16 protein-coding genes are annotated in these 19,831 nt (G+C 74.8%); 12 read left to right on the top strand and 4 right to left on the bottom strand.

The genetic code is table 11. The features are described from left to right. Positions 1 to 125 precede the first annotated feature (125 nt). Complete coding sequence (lon, locus tag O7613_RS11125) at positions 126 to 2,447, top strand: endopeptidase La (RefSeq protein WP_281589014.1); 2,322 nt, start codon at positions 126 to 128, stop codon at positions 2,445 to 2,447. A gap of 59 nt (positions 2,448 to 2,506) precedes the next feature. Here lon and O7613_RS11120 read toward each other — a convergent pair whose 3' ends face one another. Beyond that, on the bottom strand, positions 2,507 to 4,225 hold the full coding sequence (locus O7613_RS11120; RefSeq protein WP_281589016.1) for a DEAD/DEAH box helicase: 1,719 nt from the start codon (positions 4,223 to 4,225) through the stop codon (positions 2,507 to 2,509). Positions 4,226 to 4,370: 145 nt separating this feature from the next. Here O7613_RS11120 and O7613_RS11115 point away from each other — a divergent pair, with 145 nt between their 5' ends. From O7613_RS11115 to O7613_RS11100, 4 genes are all read left to right on the top strand, one after another. Continuing rightward, a complete protein-coding gene (locus tag O7613_RS11115) occupies positions 4,371 to 4,904 on the top strand; it encodes a 2'-5' RNA ligase family protein (protein WP_281589018.1) in 534 nt (177 codons plus the stop codon). Between the two features lie 152 nt (positions 4,905 to 5,056). Next, a complete protein-coding gene (locus O7613_RS11110) occupies positions 5,057 to 6,016 on the top strand; it encodes a hypothetical protein (RefSeq protein WP_282293670.1) in 960 nt (319 codons plus the stop codon). Positions 6,017 to 6,020: 4 nt separating this feature from the next. Next, on the top strand, positions 6,021 to 7,631 hold the full coding sequence (locus O7613_RS11105) for an asparagine synthase-related protein (protein WP_282293669.1): 1,611 nt from the start codon (positions 6,021 to 6,023) through the stop codon (positions 7,629 to 7,631). A gap of 156 nt (positions 7,632 to 7,787) precedes the next feature. Continuing rightward, positions 7,788 to 8,780, top strand: coding sequence for a linear amide C-N hydrolase (locus O7613_RS11100; RefSeq protein ID WP_282293668.1), 993 nt, complete (start codon positions 7,788 to 7,790; stop codon positions 8,778 to 8,780). Positions 8,781 to 8,814: 34 nt separating this feature from the next. On the opposite strand, the gene O7613_RS11095 is transcribed toward O7613_RS11100, so the two are convergent. After that, positions 8,815 to 9,411, bottom strand: coding sequence for an HD domain-containing protein (locus tag O7613_RS11095; protein WP_282293667.1), 597 nt, complete (start codon positions 9,409 to 9,411; stop codon positions 8,815 to 8,817). A gap of 107 nt (positions 9,412 to 9,518) precedes the next feature. Then, positions 9,519 to 10,970 carry a hypothetical protein gene (locus O7613_RS11090; protein ID WP_282293666.1) on the bottom strand — a complete coding sequence of 484 codons (1,452 nt, stop codon included), beginning with the start codon at positions 10,968 to 10,970 and terminating at the stop codon, positions 9,519 to 9,521. A 138-nt stretch (positions 10,971 to 11,108) separates the two neighbouring features. Here O7613_RS11090 and O7613_RS11085 point away from each other — a divergent pair, with 138 nt between their 5' ends. Genes O7613_RS11085 through O7613_RS11075 form a run of 3 tightly spaced genes read left to right on the top strand, consistent with a single transcriptional unit; the run spans position 11,109 to position 13,717 of the window. Beyond that, positions 11,109 to 11,813, top strand: coding sequence for a DUF305 domain-containing protein (locus O7613_RS11085; protein ID WP_282293665.1), 705 nt, complete (start codon positions 11,109 to 11,111; stop codon positions 11,811 to 11,813). Positions 11,814 to 11,831: 18 nt separating this feature from the next. Then, on the top strand, positions 11,832 to 13,055 hold the full coding sequence (locus O7613_RS11080) for a sensor histidine kinase (RefSeq protein ID WP_282293664.1): 1,224 nt from the start codon (positions 11,832 to 11,834) through the stop codon (positions 13,053 to 13,055). After that, on the top strand, positions 13,052 to 13,717 hold the full coding sequence (locus O7613_RS11075) for a response regulator transcription factor (protein ID WP_281589030.1): 666 nt from the start codon (positions 13,052 to 13,054) through the stop codon (positions 13,715 to 13,717). Before O7613_RS11080 ends, O7613_RS11075 begins: the two co-directional genes overlap by 4 nt. Before the next feature lie 16 nt (positions 13,718 to 13,733). Here O7613_RS11075 and O7613_RS11070 read toward each other — a convergent pair whose 3' ends face one another. Next, a complete protein-coding gene (locus tag O7613_RS11070) occupies positions 13,734 to 15,134 on the bottom strand; it encodes a serine/threonine-protein kinase (RefSeq protein ID WP_282293662.1) in 1,401 nt (466 codons plus the stop codon). Positions 15,135 to 15,647: 513 nt separating this feature from the next. On the opposite strand from O7613_RS11070, the gene O7613_RS11065 reads away from it, so the two are divergent. From O7613_RS11065 to egtB, 4 genes are all read left to right on the top strand, one after another. Next, entirely contained in the window at positions 15,648 to 16,271 is a 624-nt protein-coding gene (locus O7613_RS11065) for an RNA polymerase sigma factor (RefSeq protein WP_281589034.1), read from the top strand. A gap of 16 nt (positions 16,272 to 16,287) precedes the next feature. After that, positions 16,288 to 17,139, top strand: coding sequence for a hypothetical protein (locus tag O7613_RS11060; protein WP_282293660.1), 852 nt, complete (start codon positions 16,288 to 16,290; stop codon positions 17,137 to 17,139). Between the two features lie 130 nt (positions 17,140 to 17,269). Beyond that, positions 17,270 to 18,505 (top strand): ergothioneine biosynthesis glutamate--cysteine ligase EgtA, encoded by a 1,236-nt coding sequence (gene egtA, locus O7613_RS11055; protein ID WP_282293659.1) that lies wholly within the window; start codon positions 17,270 to 17,272, stop codon positions 18,503 to 18,505. Continuing rightward, positions 18,502 to 19,830 (top strand): ergothioneine biosynthesis protein EgtB, encoded by a 1,329-nt coding sequence (gene egtB, locus O7613_RS11050; RefSeq protein ID WP_281589039.1) that lies wholly within the window; start codon positions 18,502 to 18,504, stop codon positions 19,828 to 19,830. The genes egtA and egtB overlap by 4 nt, the downstream gene beginning before the upstream one ends. The last annotated feature ends 1 nt before the right edge of the window (position 19,831 follow it).

Here is a 19,831-nt window from a genome sequence, read left to right as displayed (position 1 = left end):
AAGGCCGGCGCGGGCCGTGGCGGCGCCGTCGGGATCCGGAAGTGGCTTGGGTCACACCTTGGAACAAGGGGCACGTTTTGTTACTTGAGTCAGACACGCTCAACCAACGTGATGGCAGGTGTTCGATGGCAACTCTTCCGGTACTTCCCCTGACCGACGCCGTCCTGCTGCCCGGGATGGTCATCCCGGTGACCCTCGACCCGACCACCCAGGCCGCGGTCGACGCGGCCCGCGCGACCGGCGACAAGGAACTGCTGGCCGTGCCCCGCATCGACGGCGAGTACGGCTCGGTCGGCGTGGTCGCCACCATCGAGAAGGTGGGCCGGCTACCAAGCGGTGAGCCGGCGGCAGTGGTCCGCGGCCTCGCCCGCGCCCGGATCGGCTCCGGCGTGCCCGGCCCCGGCGCCGCCCTCTGGGTCGAGGCGACCCCGCTCGACGAGCCCACCCCGGCGGGCCGGGCGCGGGAACTCGCCCGCGAGTACCGGGCGCTGACCACCTCGGTGCTCCAGCAACGCGGGGCCTGGCAGGTCATCGACGCGATGGAACGGATGACCGACCTCTCCGAGCTGGCCGACTCGGCCGGCTACGCGCCCTGGCTCAGCCTGACGCAGAAGACCGAACTGCTCGCCGCACCGGACGTCACCGCCCGGCTGGAACTGCTGGTCGGATGGGTGAAGGAGCACCTGGCCGAGCAGGAGGTCACCGAGCAGATCAACAGCGACGTCCGCGAGGGGCTGGAGAAGTCCCAACGCGAGTTCCTGCTCCGCCAGCAGCTCGCCGCGATCCGCAAGGAACTCGGCGAGGACGAGCCGGACGGCTCCGCCGACTACCGGGCCCGGGTCGAGTCCGCCGACCTGCCGGACAACGTCCGCGAGGCGGCCATGCGCGAGGTCGGCAAGCTGGAGCGGGCCAGCGACGCCTCACCCGAGGCGGGCTGGATCCGTACCTGGCTGGACACGGTGCTGGAGATGCCGTGGACCACGCGTACCGAGGACCACACGGACCTGGCCGCGGCGCGGGCGGTGCTCGACGCCGACCACGCCGGCCTGGCCGACGTGAAGGAACGCATCCTGGAGTACCTCGCGGTGCGCAACCGTCGCGCGGAGCGCAACCTGGGCGTGGTCGGTGGACGCGGCTCCGGCGCGGTGCTCGCCCTGGCGGGCCCGCCCGGCGTCGGTAAGACCAGCCTCGGCGAGTCGGTCGCCCGGGCGCTCGGGCGGAACTTCGTCCGGGTCTCCCTCGGCGGCGTACGCGACGAGGCGGAGATCCGCGGCCACCGGCGCACCTACGTCGGCGCGCTGCCCGGCCGGATCGTGCGGGCGCTGCGCGAGGCCGGCTCGATGAACCCGGTCGTGCTCCTCGACGAGGTCGACAAGTTGGCCGCCGGCTACTCCGGCGATCCGGCGGCGGCCCTGCTGGAGGTGCTCGACCCGGCGCAGAACCACACCTTCCGCGACCACTACCTCGAGGTCGACCTCGACCTGTCCGACGTGCTCTTCCTGGCCACCGCAAACGTGGTGGAGGCGATCCCCGGCCCGCTGCTGGACCGGATGGAGCTGGTGACGCTCGACGGCTACACCGAGGACGAGAAGGTGGCCATCGCCCGCGACCACCTGCTGCCCCGGCAGCGGGAGCGGGCCGGGCTGACCGCCGAGGAGGTGACCGTCGCCGACGGGGCGCTGGCGCTGGTCGCCGGCGAGTACACCCGGGAGGCGGGGGTCCGGCAGTTGGAGCGGGCCCTGGCGAAGATCCTGCGCAAGGTCACCGTGGGGCTGGCATCCGACCCGGGACCCGTCCGCGTCGACGCCGACAACCTGGTCCGGTATCTGGGCCGACCGAAGTTCACCCCGGAGTCGGCCGAGCGGACGGCGGTGCCCGGGGTGGCCACCGGCCTGGCTGTCACCGGTGCCGGGGGCGACGTGCTGTTCATCGAGGCCACCGGCATGGACGGCGAGCCGGGGCTGACCCTCACCGGCCAGCTCGGCGACGTGATGAAGGAGTCGGCGCAGATCGCCCTGTCCTACCTGCGCTCCAACGGGCGGCGCCTCGGCATCGACCCGAACACGCTGGCCGGGCGGCGGATCCACGTGCACTTCCCGGCTGGCGCCGTGCCCAAGGACGGCCCGAGCGCCGGCATCACCATGGTGACCGCGCTGGCGTCCCTGGTCACCGGTCGGCCGGTCCGACCCGAGTTCGGGATGACCGGCGAGGTGACCCTCTCCGGCCGGGTCCTGCCGATCGGCGGCGTGAAGCAGAAGCTGCTCGCCGCGCACCGGGCCGGCCTGACCGAGGTGATCATCCCGAAGCGCAACGAGCCGGACCTGGACGACCTGCCGGCCGAGGTCCGCGCGGCGCTGACCGTGCACACCCTCGCCGACGTCGCGGACGTGCTCGCCCTGGCGCTGCGTCCCGCCGAGGTGGACGCCCAGCCGCTCGCCGCGGTGTGAGGTAAGGCGGGGCCCCCGCTTAACGCATTTGGTATAGGCGGGGGCCCCGCTTAACAACGTCAGCGGCGGTCGGTGCCGTCGCGGTCGCGCCGGACGGTCGCCTTGCGGCCCTTGATGGTGCTCCCGCGCAGTCCCTGGATCACCTCGTCGGCCATCGTCTGCGGCACCTCGACGAGCGAGAACCGGTCCGCGATCTCGATCGAGCCGATGTCCCGCCCGCTCATCCGGGTCTCGCCGGTGATCGCGCCGACCAGGTCCTGCGGTCGTACCCCGGCCCGTCGGCCCAGCCCGATGAAGACCTGCGTGGTGCCGGCGGCGCGGGACCGCACGCCACCCCGCCGGTCCCGGCCCTCGGGCCCGGCCCGTCCCTCCCGGACCGGGCGTACCGCGACCTGCGGGATCTCCTCCTCCTCGTCGGCCGTGCCGGGCAGGGTGGCCTCGTGCGCCAGCCGCACCGCGGCGAGCGCCACCTCCATCAGGTCGAACTCGTCGGTGAGCGACTCGACGATCGCCCGGAACGGCTCCAGATCGTCCTCGAGCACCGACTCGCGCACCGCGGCCTGGGTCAGCTCGAACCGCCGGGTCCGCAGGTCGGCGACCGTCGGGATCTTGTCGACCACGATCCGTTGGCCGGTCACGCGTTCGATCGTCTTCAGCATCCGGTGCTCGCGCGGCTCGGCGAGGGTGATCGCCACGCCCTCCCGGCCGGCCCGGCCGACCCGGCCGATCCGGTGCACGTACGACTCGGGCGCGGACGGGACGTCGTAGTTCACCACGTGGGTGAGCTGCTCGACGTCCAGCCCCCGGGCCGCCACGTCGGTGGCGACGAGCAGGTCCGCGGTGCCGGCCCGCAGCCGACCCATCACCCGGTCCCGTTGCTCCTGGCTCATCCCGCCGTGCAGCGCCTCGGCCCGGTAGCCACGGCCGTTCATCGTCTCGGTGAGCCGGTCCACCTCCTCGCGGCTGCGGCAGAACACGATCGCCGCGGTGGGGGACTCGACGTCCAGCACCCGGCCCAGCGCGGCCGGTTTGTGCGCCCGGGCCACCAGGTACGCGCTCTGCCGCACCCGCGGCGCCGCCCCGGCCACCTGTCGCTCGCGCTCGATCCGGATGCGCACCGGTTCGCTCAGGTGCTGGCGGGCCAGCCCGTCGATCCGGGCCGGCATGGTGGCCGAGAAGAGCACCGTCTGCCGGCCGGCGGGGGCGTGCTCCAGGATCGCCTCGATGTCCTCGGCGAAGCCCATGTCGAGCATCTCGTCCGCCTCGTCCAGCACCACGGTCGCCAGCGAGCCCAGCCGCAGCGTGCCCCGGGCGATGTGGTCGAGCGCCCGCCCCGGCGTCGCCACCACCACGTCCACCCCGTGGTCGAGGGCGCGCAACTGCCGTCCGATCGGCTGCCCGCCGTAGATCGGCAGCACCCGGGCGCCCAGGTCCTTGCCGTAGCGGTGGAACGCCTCGGAGACCTGCACGGCCAGCTCCCGCGTCGGCACCAGCACCAGCGACACCGGGTCACCGTCCGGCCGTGCCGCCGGCATCCGCTGCAACAGCGGCAGGGCGAACGCGGCGGTCTTGCCGGTGCCCGTCGCCGCCTGCCCCAGCAGGTCCTGACCGGCGAGCAGCGGCGGGATGGCCTCGCGCTGGATCGGGGTCGGCTCTTCGTAGCCCAGGGCGGCGAGCGCCCCCAGCAGCTCGGTGCGCAGCCCGAGATCCGCGAAGGCGGTGGCGTCCTCGGCGTCGGCGGGGGTGTCGGTGTCGGTCGGGGTCGGTGCGGCGCTCATGTGACAAGCCTTTCATCACCGCCCGAAGCGGGTCGCGGCGACCGGCGCAAACGTTCGCCACGCCACCCGGCCCGCTCCCGGCGGCGGCTCGGCGGACCCGGCCCACGGGACGTCGCGGCGCGTCGCCGGGGACTAGCCTGATCTGGTGCGGACGGTGGAACTGCTCCTCTCGCCGGAGCTGGACGCGACCGTGCGGGCGGCCTGGAGCCGGCTCGCCGCCGCCGGGCTGCCCAGCCTGGCCCGCAACACGCACCCGACGAACCGGCCGCATGTGACGCTCGCCGCGGTCGACGTGTTCCCGCCCGGCGCCGAGCAGCGCCTGGCCGACCTCTGCGACGCCGCGCTGCCGCTGCCGGTGCGGCTGGACCGGCTGACGGTCCTCGACGGCAGCGCCCCGCTGGTCTGGTTGGTCCACCCCACGCCGCAGCTGGTCGCGCTGCACGGGGCGGTCTGGGACGTGCTGGCCGAGGCGACCGGCGCGCACCCGTGGCACCTGCCGGGCCGGTGGGTCCCGCATCTGAGCCTGGCGTTGCGCTTCCGGGGTGCGGACCGGCGCCGGGCCCGGGCGGTCGCCGGGGCGCACCGGCCGTCCGGCGAGTTCGTGGCGGCCCGCAGCTACGACGGCGACACCCGCACGGTGAGCGAGCTGGTCGCCACCTGCCCACGGCCGGGCGGCTGAGCCGGGGGTGGGGCGACCGACGACCCGGGGCGTCGGCTGAGCGGGCACAGTTCGGGGGAGATCCGGGCATTACGGGCGGCGGCGCCCTCCGGACTCATTACCGTGTGTGCAGGTTTGACTACACCGTGTCCTGCCGAGAGGGGACGGAGACCATGCGAGTGCCCAGCCGAAGCCCCGGCCGTCAACCCGGTTCCGCCGTCGCGTCCACCACCCACGCCCGCCGGCTCCCGCCCGGTGCCCCACACCCCGACGCGGGCCCCGACCTGGCCGCGTACCGGGCCGCGGTGGCGGAACTGCTGGTCGAGGTGGGTGCGCTGACGGACGCGCCGTCGGCCGGCGCCCGGCAGGTGCTGCTCGACCAACGGCTCCGCGAGCCGGCCATCGCCGCGGTGCTCGACGCCACCCCGCAGGGGCTGGTCGGCGCCCGGGAGACGCTGCTGCTGGAGATGGCCCGCTACCGGCCCAACTCCCGCACCTCGGCGCAGGACCTGACCGCCCTGGTCCGGATCTACCTGCTGTCCCGGGTCGACGTGCTGTGGTGGCGGGACAGCCCGACCTTCCGCACCGACGACCAGGTGCGCGGCACCGTCGACCTGGTCGACCTGGAATGGCTGCGTCGCCGAGGGCTGCTCGAGTTCCGCTACCGGGAGCAGCCCGCCACGGTGCTGGGGCGCGGGTTGCGGGCGTTCGGGCGGCGGGTACGCCCTGACGCCACACCGCGTACCGCCGGCCTGCTCTTCCCCCGGGCCCGTCGCGAGGTGATCGCCTTCCTCAACGACCTGGCCCGGGAGTTCGCCGCGGCGACCCGGCCCGGCACGCCGCCGCTCTGGGTGACCAGCCTGGCCCGCAGCGCCGAGCACCAGCACCGGCTGCGCCGACTGGGGTACGCCGCCATGGTGCCCAGCGGACACTGCCTGGGCTGGGCCGCCGACGTGGAGCTGGAATGGTTCGAGCGGTTCGGCGCCCGTGCGGCCCTCGCCGGGCTGCTGCTGGCCCGGCAGGACGCCGGTGAGATCAACGTGGTCGACGAGGGGCAGGCCTGGCACCTCTGCCTCGCGCCCGGTGCCCGGCGCAGGTTCCGGCGGGCGTACGAGGCCGAGATGGGGGTGTGAGGCGGTGTGCGGGATCGCGCTGAGCATCGGCCCCGAGGCCGACCCGGCCACCTTCCGGCGGATGCTCGCCGCGCTCGCCCCGCGTGGCGAGGTGACGGAGACCCGGCAGGAGAACGGCCTGCTCGCCGGCGTGCGTCGGCTGCGGATCGTGGACCGGGACCGGGCCGTGCAACCCTGGGTCCCGCCCGACGAGCGGCACCTGCTCTGCTTCAACGGCGAGATCTTCAACCACCACGACCTGCGCGTCGAGCTGACCCGGCTCGGGCACGACTTCCGCACCGCCGGCGACACCGAGGTGGTGCTGGCCGCGTTCCGCCAGTGGGGCGAGGAGGCGGTGCGCCGGCTGCGCGGCGAGTACGCGTTCGTGGTGGTCGAACGGGACAGCGGCCGGGCGTACCTGGCCCGGGACCCGCTCGGGGTGAAGCCGCTCTACTGGTCCTGCGGCCCGGCCTGCCTGCACCTCGCCTCCGAGGTCAAGGCGCTGGTGGGGCACGGCGCCCCGATCAACGAGGTGCCGCCGGGCCACCACGGCTGGGCCGGGACGGACGCGGTCCGGCTGCGCCCGTACGTCGACCTGCTCTCGCTCGGCGCCGGGCTACCGGTGGTCGACGACCCGGACGAGGCCGCCCTGCTCGTCCGGGCCGCGCTCACCGACGCCATGCGGGTCCGCCTGGACACCGACCTCACCGTCGGCGTGGTGCTCTCCGGCGGCCTGGACAGCACGCTCGCGCTACTGCACGCCCGGGAGCGGCACCCCGACTGCGTGGCGGTGACCGTGGGCGCGCCGGGCAGCCCCGACGTGGCGTACGCGCAGCGTCTCGCCGCCGACCTCGGCGTGGCGCACGAGGTGATCGAGCTGCGCCCGCGCGACATCCGGCTGGCCGACGTGCGCGAGGCCATCCGGATCTCGGAGCTGACCGAGTACGGCGACATCATCAACGCGGTGGTCTCGGTGCCGATCTTCCGGCGACTGGCCGAGCTGGGTGTCAAGGTGGTGCTCACCGGCGACGGCTCGGACGAGCTGTTCGGCGGCTACCCGATGTATCACCAGGTGGGGCCGGAGCGGTCCCGCCGGTTGTTCCTGCACCGGATCCGCAACCTGTGCCGGACCGAGTTGCAGCGGGTGGACCGGGCCAGCATGGGCCACGGCGTGGAGGCCCGGGTGCCGTTCCTCGACCTCGACGTCGTGGAGCTGGCCATGCGGCTGCCGCTGGACCTGAAGTTGCGCGGCGGGCAGGAGAAGTGGATCGTCCGCCGGGCCTTCGCCGACCTGCTGCCCGACTATGTCCGGCGGCGGCCGAAGAACCCGATGTCGTACTCGTCCGGGCTGCACGAGCGGGCCCGGCTCTACAAGCCGCTCTTCGCCCGGTTGCACCGTTCCTTCGGCTACGACCTGCTGGAACCGGTCCGGCGGGACTTCGACAGCGTGCTCACCCGCTGCGGCAACGACCTGGACCGGGCCATCGCCGACGGCCTGGCCCGGCCCGACTACACCGTGCTGGAGCACGCCCGGGACCTGGTCGGCGCGGCCCGGTGGAACGCCGCGCCGGTGGTCCGTCGGCTGGTCAACCCGCGTCGCACCCGGGGCGGCGACGAGGCGCCGCTGCCGGGTTGAGCCGGGCCCGGCCCGACTGCGGCGGCCCGACGGTGGCGGCCCGGTGGTGGCGGCCCGGTGGTGGCCCGACGGTGGCGGCCCGGGGCCCGGCCGGTGGAACCGCTGGCCCCGGTCGCCCGATGGACAGCGACCGCCGTCTCTTCTAACGTCGCGGGCATGCGGAGGACCGTCGTCGCCACCGTGCTCGCGCTGCTGCTCGTCGGCACCGGGTGCGGGGAGGGCCGCGCGCCGGTCGCGCCGGTCGCCGCCGGCACGGCGACCGCCTCCCGGCAGGACCCCGGCCAGGTGGAGCGCACGCTTGCGAGTCTGCGCAAGGTCGACGACCTGCCGCTGTACGAGATGACGTACGTCGGCGACTACGACCCGACGGCCGGGGTGGCCGGCGCCGATCCGCCGAGCCCGTTCGGCTGCTCGCTCTTCGCCGCCCTCGGTGACCGCGACCGTCCGCTGTTCGCCCGCAACTTCGACTGGGAGCCGAACCCGGCGCTGGTGCTGCGCACCGACCCACCGGACGGGTACGCCTCGCTCTCCCTGGTGGACATCTCCTACCTGGGCGTCACCGCCGACCCGGCCGGGGACCGGCGGTTGCTCGACGCGCCGCTGCTGCCCTTCGACGGGATGAACGAGCGGGGCCTCGCGGTCGGGCTGGCCGCCGACGACGGCGCGCGCGCCGAGCCGGTGTCCGGTCGACCCACCGTGGGATCGGTACGCATCCTGCGCCTGGTGCTCGACTCGGCCGCCACGGTGGACGAGGCGGTCACCGTGTTCGAGCGCTACAACCTGGACTTCGACGGCGGGCCGCCGCTGCACTACCTGCTCGCCGACGCCACCGGGGCGTCCGCCGTGGTGGAGTTCGTCGACGGGAAGCTGACGGTGGACCGGCGACGGGGTCCCTGGCAGGCGTTGACGAACGTGCCCGCCGCCGGCGTGCCGGACCGGGACCTGCGGCGGGATCACCGGTACGGGGTGCTGGCGAAGGAGTTGGACCGGGTCGGCGGCGTGCTGGACGCGCCGGGGGCGCTGCGGCTGCTCGACGGCGTCCGCCAGGCGCACACCCGCTGGTCGGTGACGTACGGGCTGCGCGGCGGCGAGGTGCGGCTGGTCACGGCGGGCGGTGGCGCCCGGGACTACCGGCTGCCGATGAGCTGACCCGGCCCGGTCGACCCGTCGTCCGGCGCGGTGGTCAGACGATCGGCTGCCGGTGGGCGCGGGCGAGCGCGCGCAGGTCCGGCTCGCCGAACCGTTCGACGAGCGCCGCGAACCGGACGACCTTGTCGGCTCCGAAGCGACCCACGGCGGCGGCGTAGGAGGCGGCGGAGACGAACGTGGGCGGCGTGGTCTTGCTGTGGAACTTGTCCGCGTACATGACCAGTTGCTCCTCGCCGGTGGTCGGCGTGTAGTCGGCGACCGGAAGCGGGAGACGCTGCCGGAGCACGTCCTCGCGGCTGATCCCCACGCCGGTGTGCCGGGAGCAGAAGCGGCCGAGCGACTCGGGCAGGCCCGCGTCCCGCAGCAGCGCGTGCCCCAGCACGCCGTGCCGGACGTAGTTCTCCTGGTCGAGCCGGCCGCCGGCGCCGTAGAGGCGGTAGACGCCGATGTCGTGCAGCAGGCTGCCGGCCCGTACCAGGGCGGCGTCCAGGCCCGCGCCGTGCCGGGCGAGCAGGTGTTCGGCCACCTCGCACACGATCCGGCAGTGCGTCCAGACCAAATGGAACGCCTCCGGCGTGGGCGCTGCCCGCTCGTGCAGCGCCCGGATCAATTCATCCGTCGGCACCGCCACCCTCTCCCCTCCCACCCCGGGAGCGCGCTGTTTCCCGGAAAGAGTGGCCTCCGGCCCGCGAATGGGCCCTCTTCCCGTGAAACTGCGGCGCCCGGGGTGGGGGAGGGTCACCAGCTCAGGTAACCCGACTGGGTCTGGGCGTTCAACTCGGGCACCCGGATGAACTGGGCCAGCCAGGTACGCGGGTCGCGTAGCTCCAGCACGTCCAGGCCCTTCTGGATGTCACTGGAGTAGATGTGGCCGTTGTACCAGTAGGCCGACCACGAGCCGCCGGTGCGCAACTGGGTGTCGTCCAGCGGCCCGCGCTCCCAGTAGGCGATCTCCTTCGGCTTGCGGGAGTCGGTGAAGTCCCACACCGAGATGCCGCCCTGGTACCACGCCTGGACCATGATGTCGCGACCGGGCACCGGGATGAGCGAGCCGTTGTGTGCCACGCAGTTCTCGGTGTCGGCGTTGGCCCGAGGGATCTTGTAGTAGCTGCGGAACGCCAGCTTGCGGGCGTTTCCGCGGCCGGTGATGTCGTAGATGGCGTCCGCGCCGCGGTTCGGCCCGACCACCTCGTTGCAGGTCGCCGCGCCGCCGCCGCCCAGCTCGTCGGTGAAGACGACCTTGGTGCCGGAGTTGTTGAACGTGGCCGAGTGCCAGAACGCGAAGTTCTCGGTGTCGGTGACCCGTTCGATCACTCGCGGCGCCTCCCGGTCGGCGATGTCCAACAGGATCCCGTCGCCCATGCACGCGCCGGCGGCCAGGTCCTTCGACGGGTACGCGGTGATGTCGTGGCATCCGGTGGTGGCGGACTTCTCACCCGGCACGCCCGGGTAGCCGCCGTCCGGGAAGAGGTTCGGGGTGGCGATCACCGCGGCCGAGGTGGGGCTCTTCACCGGCACCTTGACGATGGAGATGGAGTCGTGCGGCGGCTGGCAGTCCGGGAAGTCGTCCCGAGGGCTGTAGGAGGAGACGTAGAGGTAGACGTCGCGCCGGTTCTTGCCCGGCACCAGCGTGTGGGTGTGCGAGCCGCACGCCGTCTCCACCGACTTGATGTAGCGCGGGTTGCGCTTGTCGCGGATGTCGAAGATCTTGATGCCTTCCCAGGACTCCTTCACCGAGGCGGGCTGGGAGGTGCTGGCGCAGGAGTCGTCGCTGCGGGACGAGTCGGTCGACAGGAACAGCAGGTCGCCGCTGACGGAAATGTCGTTCTGCGAGCCGGGGCAGAGCACCTGCGCCACGATCGTCGGCCGGCTCGGCCGCGACACGTCGTAGATGACGAATCCCTCGTAGTTGCCGACGAACGCGTACCGGCCCTGGAAGGCGATGTCGGTGCCGAGCGCGGACGTGGTGTCGAACGGGCCCTGCTTCGGCAGGTTCGCGACCTGGCGCAGGTTGGGGCTGCTGGAGATCTCGTCGACACCGGGGACGGCGCTGTCCACGGTGGCCGGCGCGGCCTGGGCGCGGGGGAGTTCCTGGGCGCTGCTCGGCGGCGCGGCGACCACGCCGGCCAGCAGCAGGCCGGCGGCGGCGAGGCTGACGATCCGGGTCCGGGACATGTGGAGGTTGATCATCGGCAACACCCTTCGAAAGGGGATGATGATTCGCCACACCTTACCGACATGTGACCGTCATCAATGTGATGCCGGTCACATCGGGGAACTTTCCGCTATGGATAGGATCGCTGTCACCTCGACCGGAGGGAGGGTCGTATGACCGTCCGGCAGGCTCGTGTGTGGCTCCCCGTCACAGCGTTCGTGGCGCTGCTGGCCACCGGCGGCGTGGCGCTCGCCGGTTGCGACGACACCGCTCCGGCGGCGGCCCGGCCGAGCCAGTCCACCACCGCCCCGGCCACCACCGCCCCGGCCCCGGCCGTCTCGGCGCCACCGGTGCTGGTCCCCGGCCGACCGGGGGAGCCGGCCGCCACCCGCGCCGCCGGACAGGTCCGCGACGCCGCGTCCCCGCGGTGGAACAGCCTGGACGTCTGGTACGTCCGGATGATGATCCCGCACCACGAGCAGGCCCTGGAGATGGCGAAGCTGGCCCCCGGCCGGGCCGCCGACCCCCGGGTCCGCGCCGTCGCCGACCGGATCCGCGCCGCCCAGGGCCCGGAGGTCGGCGTGCTGCGCGCCTGGCTCAGCACCCGCGACCTGCCCGCCGAGGTCACCGGCCACGACCACGGCACCATGCGCGGGATGCAGTCCGCCGAGTCGATGCGGCAGCTCGCCGGCGCCCACGGCGCGGCGTTCGACCGGCTCTTCGTGCGGATGATGACCGCCCACCACCAGGGCGCCGTGGTGATCTCCACCGACCTGCTCAGGGTCGGCGCCGACCCGGCCATGCAGGAGTTCGCCAACGGGGTGGCCGTCGAGCAGACCACCGAGATCTGCCGGATGCGCGCCCTGCTCACCCCCTGAGCCCACCCCGTACGCTGGGTGACCGTGGACCGCCTGATCCTCGGCCGCCCGCTGCGCGGCGTCGCCTTCGACGTCGCCGTCTCCGGGCTGGTCGTCCTCTTCGCCGTGCTCGGCCTCTTCGCCGAGCAGGGCGGCCGGCCGGCGCTCGCGGTCGGGTTGGCGATGGCGGCGGCGCTGCTGTTCCGGCGTACCCACCCGTCCGCGGTCGCCGTCGCGGTGGCCGCGCTGGCGCTGCTCCAGGTGATCGTCGGCTGGGGTCCGCTGGGCTACGACATCGGCGTGCTGATCGCCCTCTACAGCGTGGTCAAGTACGCCGACCGCGCGCGGGACGGCATCCTGGCCGGGATCGGCGCCGCGATCGGCGTGCTGCTCTCCGCGCTCTCCTGGCCCGGGCCGGCGCCCTGGTGGGCGGGCGCGCTCTACTACGGCCTGATCACCGGCGCGGTGTGGCTGGTCGGGCTGAACGTGCGGACCCGCCGCCTCTACGTGCTCAGCCTGGAGGAACGCGCCGCGACGGCGGACCGGGAGCGGGAGGCGGAGTCCCGGGCGGCGGTCGCCGAGGAACGCACCCGCATCGCCCGCGAGCTGCACGACGTGGTCGCCCACAGCCTGGCCGTGATGATCGTGCAGGCGGACGGGGTGCGGTTCACGCTCGACCGGGACCCGGCGACCGCGCGGGAGGCGGCCAAGGTGGTGGCGGACACCGGCCGGCAGGCGCTGGAGGACATGCGGCGTCTGGTCGGCGTACTCCGGGAACCCAGCCGGCCGGAGCCGGCCGCGGTGGCGGACGAGCCCGCCGGCGAGCCGGCGCACCGGCGCCCGGCGCTCGTGGAGCTGCCCGCGTTGCTCGACCGGTTCCGGGCCGCCGGGCTGCGGATCGACTGCGCCGGCGCCGGCACGCCGGTGCCGCTGCCGCCCGGCCTGGAGCTGACCGTCTACCGGGTGGTGCAGGAGAGCCTGACCAACGCGCTCAAGCACGCCGGCGTGGGCGCGTCGGTGGAGCTGACGCTCGACTGGGACGCCGACACCGTCGCGGTCCGGGCCGTCGACGACGGGCGCGGCCGTCCGGTGGTCCGGCCGGCGCCGTCCGGCGGGCACGGCCTGGTCGGCATGCGGGAGCGGGTCGGGGTGTACGACGGCAGCCTCGCCGCCGGCCCCACGCTTGCCGGCGGTTGGCGGGTCGAGGTGCGGCTGCCGCTGCCCGTCGCGGCCGGCGCCGAGGAAGGGAGCGCGGCGGCGTGACCGTGCGGGTGATGATCGTCGACGACCAGGCGCTGGTGCGCGCCGGCTTCCGGATGGTGCTCGACTCGCAACCCGACCTGACGGTGGTCGGCGAGGCGATCGACGGCGCGGACGCGCTGCGGGTGCTGGACCGGGTGGACGCCGACGTGGTGGTGATGGACCTGCGGATGCCCACCATGGACGGGGTGGAGGCGACCCGGCGGATCTGCGCCCGGCCGGCCGGCGCCCGGCCGCGGGTGCTGGTGCTCACCACGTTCGACACCGAGGCCGACGCCTTCGCCGCGCTGCGCGCCGGAGCGAGCGGCTTCCTGCTCAAGAACGTGCCGCCGGAGGAGCTGCTCGCCGCGATCCGGGTGGTGGCCGAGGGCGACTCGGTGGTGGCCCCGCCGATCACCCGGCGGCTGCTCGACCGGTTCGCCGGGCAGCTCGGCCCGGCCCCGGCGGAGGACCCGCGGCTGGCCCGGCTGACCGAGCGGGAGCGGGAGGTGCTGCTGCTCGTCGCGCAGGGGCTCTCGAACGCCGAGATCGCCGCCCGGGTACACGTCGCCGAGGCGACCGTGAAGACCCACGTCGGCCGGATCCTGGCCAAGCTCCAGCTCCGCGACCGGGTCCAAGCCGTCGTGCTGGCCTACGAGACCGGGCTGGTCACCCCGGGCGGCTGACCCCCCGGCGTACGCCTCAGGGGCGGGTGACCGGCTGGCCGTCGGCCCCGCCCCCGTCGCCCCCGTCGCCCCCGGCCGGAGCGGTCGTGGTGGTGGTCGTCTCGGTCGGCGCGCTGGTCGGGGACGGCGCCGAGCTGGTGGTCGGCGGGTTGCTCGGGGCGGTCGGCGCCGTCGACGGCGTCTTCGACGGGCTCGGCTGGTCGGACGGGCTCGGCGAGGCGCTCGGCGAGACGGAGGTCGAGGTCGACGGCTGGCCGCCCGGACCCGCCGGACGGTAGGTGTAGTCGTCGTCGCTCGACGGCCCGTCGGTGACCGCGGTGTCCGCCACCGAGTTGCTCGGCGCGACCGCGGGCCGGGTGGAGTCGATCTGGGTGGCCGGCGCGTTGGCGTCCTTGCTGGCGGCCAGCAGCGCGCCCAGCGCGGTCACCGCCACCAGCACCGCGCCCAGCGCGCCCACGAGCGCGCCGCGCCGGCCCCCGCGCCGCGGCCGGGCGACGGTGGCCGCCGTCCGTGTCACCGGCTGCTCGTCGCGGGTCCGCCCCGGACCGGCCGCGCCACGCAGCGCCGCCGGCACCGTCGCGGTCGCCGAGCCGGCGCCGGCCGCCCGCGCCGCGTCGGCCATCGCCGCGGCGCTCGGGTAGCGGTCCGCCGGGTCCTTGGCCAGGGCGCGGGCCACCAGCTCGCGGACCGGCGCCGGAATCTCCGCCGGCAGCTCCGGCGGCTCGTCGTCGAGGTGGCGCACGGCGACCTGGAGCGGGTTGTCGCCGGTGAACGGCGGGCTCCCGGTCAGGCAGCAGTAGGCCACCGCGCCCAGCGCGTACAGGTCGGTGGCGCCCGAGACCGGACGCCCCGCGGCCTGTTCGGGCGCCATGTAGAGAGCGGTGCCGGGAACCGCGTTGGCGCTGGTGATGCTGGTGACGTTCGTGGACCGGGCGACCCCGAAGTCGACCAGGACCACGGTGCCGTCCTCCTGCACGAGCAGGTTGCTCGGCTTGACGTCGCGGTGGACGATGCCCCGGCCGTGCGCCCCGTGCAGCGCCTGCGCCGTCTGGGCCACGATCGACATGGTCTCGGCGACCTCGAGCTGCCCGGCCTCCTCGATCCGCCGGGACAGCGGCTCCCCGGCCACGAACTCCATGACCAGGTAGTCGGCGCGGCTGCCGTCGGGCAGCTCGTCCTCGCCGCAGTCGAAGACCTGGACCACCCCGGGGTGGCGCAGCGAGGCCATGATCCGCGCCTCGGAGCGGAACCGGGCGATGAAGTCGGGGTCGGAGACCAGCGCGGGCAGGAGCACCTTCACCGCCACCTGACGGCCGAGCACCAGGTCCTTCGCGCGCCAGACGTCGCCCATGCCGCCGGTGGCGACACGGTCATCCAGGCGGTACCGACCGCTGAGTACGACGTCGGAGGTGAGCATCCCCATACCGTACCCACAGCGGTCCCGGAGTATTTCCGGCGATCTCTCCCGTCGCTGCCGGCGACCGGCTCCGCACCGGTCAACCGAACGGTCGGCGGCCGTGCGGCCGGTGCGCTGACCGTGACCGACCGGGTACGATCGGCCAGAAAATGCCGGTCTCCCGTCGGATGCCCGTTCTTTTCGCCTGCTCTCCGCGACGGGGCGGCACCCGGTGGTGGTCTTCGTTACATCGACACGCCGAGGCCGGCGGTAGACATTTCTCTCCTCTTTTCGCCCGTCCGTGCCTTGTCGGCCCCGCCGTTGCCTCCTAGCGTTGGCCCGGCTCCCGCTCGCCTCGGGACGCCGGTACGGTATGACCCGCCCCGGCCGTGCCGGCGGCAGTGTCCAGGTGCGCACCGGTTTCCGTGCCGGTGCCGAGCAGCTCAGCGGGGGGCCGAGGGTGCGGATGGCGGTGTGCTCTCCCGCGTCGGCGAACGCCCGATCCCGCACACGTGCCCCGCGCGGGCGCCGATCGTGAGCGTGGAGCTGAACGAGGCCGTCGCCGCGGCGCAGGCCGGTGACGAGGAGGCGTTCCGCCTCCTCTACCGCACCCTCCAGCCGGCCCTGCTGCGTTACCTGACCACGCTCGTGGGGGCCGACGCCGAGGACGTGGCCTCGGAGACCTGGCTGCAGATCTCCCGGGACCTGCCGTCGTTCACCGGCGGTGAGTTCCGCGCCTGGTCGGTCACCATCGCCCGCAACCGGGCCATGGACCACCTGCGTCGGCAGCGACGTCGTCCCACGGTGCCGGTGCCGGTGCAGGACCTCAGCGACCTGGCGGCGGATGCCGACACCGCCGACCGGGCCGGTGAGGCCCTCGGCACCGCGAGCGCGCTGGCGTTGATCCGTACGCTGCCGCCGGCCGAGGCCGAAGCGGTGATGCTGCGCGCGGTCATCGGCCTCGACGCGGAGACCGCCGGGCGGGTGTTGGGCCGGCGGGCCGGCGCGGTGCGCACGGCGGCGCACCGCGGGCTGCGCCGGCTGGCCGCGCTGCTGGAGCGCGCCAGCCCGGAGAACGCACCGGGCGCGGTCGCGCCCCGTCCCCGCACCGACCGCCCGGCGCCGCACGCGCCCGAGGCCGAGCCGGCGGAGGGCTGACGTGAGGGGAATCGGCATGAACTCTCCCCGGCCCGGCGGGCCGGCCGACCGGTCCGAATCCGACCGGCTCCTCGACGCCGCGCACGCCGTGACGCCCCCGGTGGCCGACGCCGCGCACGCCGCGCCGCCGCCGGAAGTCGACGCCGCGCATGCCGCGACGCCGCCGTCGGCCGGTACCGACGCGCTGGCCCGGCTGCTCGCCGCCGCGGCGGCCCCGGCCACCGGCGACGAACTCGACGGGGAGGAGCGGGCGCTCGCCGCCTTCCGGGCCGCCCGAGCGGCGCCGGCGGCCCCGGTTGCGGCGTCGCGTCCGCGTCGCCGCCTGCGGGTCGCCGCCGCGTTGTCCGGGCTCGCCGCCACCACGGTCGCCGGGGTGGCGTTCGCCGCCGTCCGACTGGACCCTGGCCCGGAGCCGCCGGTGAGCCCGTCGGTGTCGACCTCGACCGGCGTCGGCCCGTCCGGCGCCGCTACGTCGGGCACCGGGCCCTCCGAGGCCGGGCCGTCGCGGCCGACGCCCAGCGGCCCGCCCGGCGAGGCGTCCGGCGCGGTGCCGTCGCCCGCGCCGTCGGTCTCCGCCGCGCCGACTGGTGCCCCGTCCGTACCGCCGCCGGTCGACGGCAAGCTCGCCGGCCAGTGCCGCGCCTACCTGGCCAAGCCGGAGCGGCAACGGGCCAAGGCCCTGACCAAGCCCGGCTTCGCCGACCTGGTGGCCGCCGCCGGTGGTCCGGACCGGGTGGAGAGCTACTGCCGGGCGATGTCGCCGACACCGACGGGACCGGCGCAGAAGGAATCGACGCCGAAGGGGCCGTCGCCGAAGGAGACGCCGGACGAGGACGACGGCAGGCCCGGCCCCGGCGACGAGGACTGAGCCACTGTCCCGCACGGGATTCCGGACAAATATTCATCTTCCCGGGAGCGTCACATCCTTCTGCTAGACAGAGGATGGTGGGACGCGCGGGCCGACGGTGCGGTCCCGTCTCCGGGAGAGGAGCCGTCACGTGGTGATGTCGCCCGAGCTGGATCAGGGCACCGTCCTGGGGGACGAGGCCGCGGCCCGCGGGCACCTGGCCCGGATCTGCTTCAAGACCGGTCCACCCACGCTCACCGGCGTCGAACTGGAGTGGACGGTGCACGACGCCGCGGACCCGACCCGTCCGGTCGACCGCGAGCGACTGCGTGAGGCGTTGGGGCGGCACTGCCCCGTCACCCTCGACCCCACCAGCCCGGGCGACGAGCTCCGGCACGGCAGCGCCGTGACCGTGGAGCCCGGCGGGCAGGTGGAGATCTCGACCCCGCCGCGACCCTCGGTCGCCGCGCTCCTCGCGGCCACCGAGGCCGATCTCGCCGAGCTGCGGGCCCTGCTCGACACCGCCGGCCTCGTGCTGGGCCTCTCCGGGATGGACCGGTGGCGACCGCCGCGACCGGTGGTGGAAACCCCCCGCTACCGCGCCATGCGCGGCGTCTTCGACCGGCACGGCCCGGCCGGCCGGACGATGATGTACAGCACGGCCGGGCTCCAGGTCTGTCTCGACGCCGGTGAGCCGGACCAGGTGGGGCAGCGGTGGGCCGCCGCGCACGCCGTCGGCCCGCCGCTGCTGGCCGCCTTCGCCACCGCCGACCGGCACGCGGGCCGGCGGACCGGTTGGGCGTCCGCCCGGATGGCCGCCTGGCTGGCCATCGAGCCGGCGCGGACCCGCCCGGTGTGGTCGCCAGGTCGGGCCGACCCGGACCCGGCGGCGGCCTGGGCTGGCTACGCGCTCGCCGCGCCACTGCTCTGCGTCCGCGGCGACGGCCCCGACTGGACCCCGCCGGCGGGCGTGACCTTCGCCGACTGGCTGGCCGGGGCGCTGCCCCGCCCGCCCACCACCGACGACCTGGAATACCACGTCAGCACGCTGTTCCCGCCGGTCCGCCCGCGCGGCTACCTGGAACTGCGCTATCTGGACGCCCAGCCGGGCCGGGAGTGGACCGTGCCGGTGGCGGTGCTGGCCGCGCTCTTCGCCGACCCGGCGACCACCCGCGACGCGCTGGCCGCCGCCGCGCCGGTCGCCGACCGCTGGCACGCGGCGGCCCGGCACGGGCTGGCCGACCGTCCGCTGGCGACCACCGCGGCGACCCTGTTCGACCTGGCGCTGGCCGCCCTGCCCGGGCTGGGCCTGCCGGCCGGCCGCCACGACCAGACCCACCGAGCGATCCGGCGGCGACGTGCCGCCGCGGAGAGGGGACACCGGTGACCACCATCGAGCGGCCGGGTGCCGACGCCGAGCGGCTGCGCGCCCGGATCGCGGCCGAGCTGGAGCGCACCCGCGCCCGTACCGCGTCGCTGACCGACGCGGTGGACGACGACGACCTGGTCCGGCAGCACTCGACCCTGATGTCACCACTGGTCTGGGATCTGGCGCACGTCGGCAACCAGGAGGAGCTGTGGCTGGTGCGCGACGTGGGCGGGCGGGAGCCGGTGCGTCGCGACATCGACGACCTCTACGACGCCTTCAAACAGCCCCGCAAGGACCGGCCGTCGCTGCCGCTGCTGCCCCCGGCGGAGGCCCGCGCCTACGTGCGCACGGTGCGGGACAAGGTCTACGACCTGCTGGACGGGATCCGCTTCACCGACCGCAGACTGGTCGAGGACGGCTTCGCGTTCGGCATGATCGTGCAGCACGAGCAGCAGCACGACGAGACCATGCTCGCCACCCACCAGTTGCGCGCCGGGGCTCCGGTGCTCCCCGCCCCGCCCCCGCCCGAGCCCCGGGTGCGCGTCGGCGGCGAGGTGCTGGTGCCGGCCGGGCCGTTCACCATGGGCACCTCCACCGATCCGTGGGCGCTCGACAACGAGCGTCCGGCGCACACCGTCGACCTGCCGGCGTACCGCATCGACGCGACGCCCGTGACGAACGGCGACTACCGCGCGTTCATCGCCGACGGTGGCTACGACGAGCCGCGCCTGTGGAGCGAGGCCGGCTGGCGGCACCGGGTCGAGGCCGGCCTGAGCGCGCCGCTGCACTGGCGGCGCGACGGCGACGACTGGGCCTACCGCCGGTTCGGCCGCTGGTCCGCGGTGCGCGACGACGAGCCGGTGGTGCACGTCTGCTGGTACGAGGCGCAGGCGTACGCGGCCTGGGCCGGCAAGCGACTGCCCACCGAGGCGGAGTGGGAGAAGGCGGCCCGCTGGGACCCGGCGACCGGCCGTTCCCGCCGCTATCCGTGGGGCGACGAGGACCCCGGCGTCGCGCACGCGAACCTCGGGCAGCGGCACCTGTGGCCGGCGCCGGTGGGCGCGTACCCGCGGGGCGCCTCACCGCTCGGTGTGCACCAGCTCGTCGGCGACGTCTGGGAGTGGACCGCCAGCCCGTTCCGCGGCCATCCCGGCTTCACCGCGTTCCCCTACCGGGAATACTCGGAGGTCTTCTTCGGCGACGACCACCGGGTGCTGCGGGGCGGCTCGTTCGGCACCGACCGGTCGGCCTGCCGGGGCACGTTCCGCAACTGGGACTACCCGATCCGGCGGCAGATCTTCAGCGGCTTCCGCTGCGCCCGCGACGCCGATCCCGGGGAGTGAC

This window comes from Micromonospora sp. WMMD975 (assembly GCF_029581215.1).
Classification (GTDB): domain Bacteria; phylum Actinomycetota; class Actinomycetes; order Mycobacteriales; family Micromonosporaceae; genus Micromonospora.
Note: the sequence above shows the minus strand (reverse complement) of the source record. Positions and strands in the feature narration are given on the sequence as shown.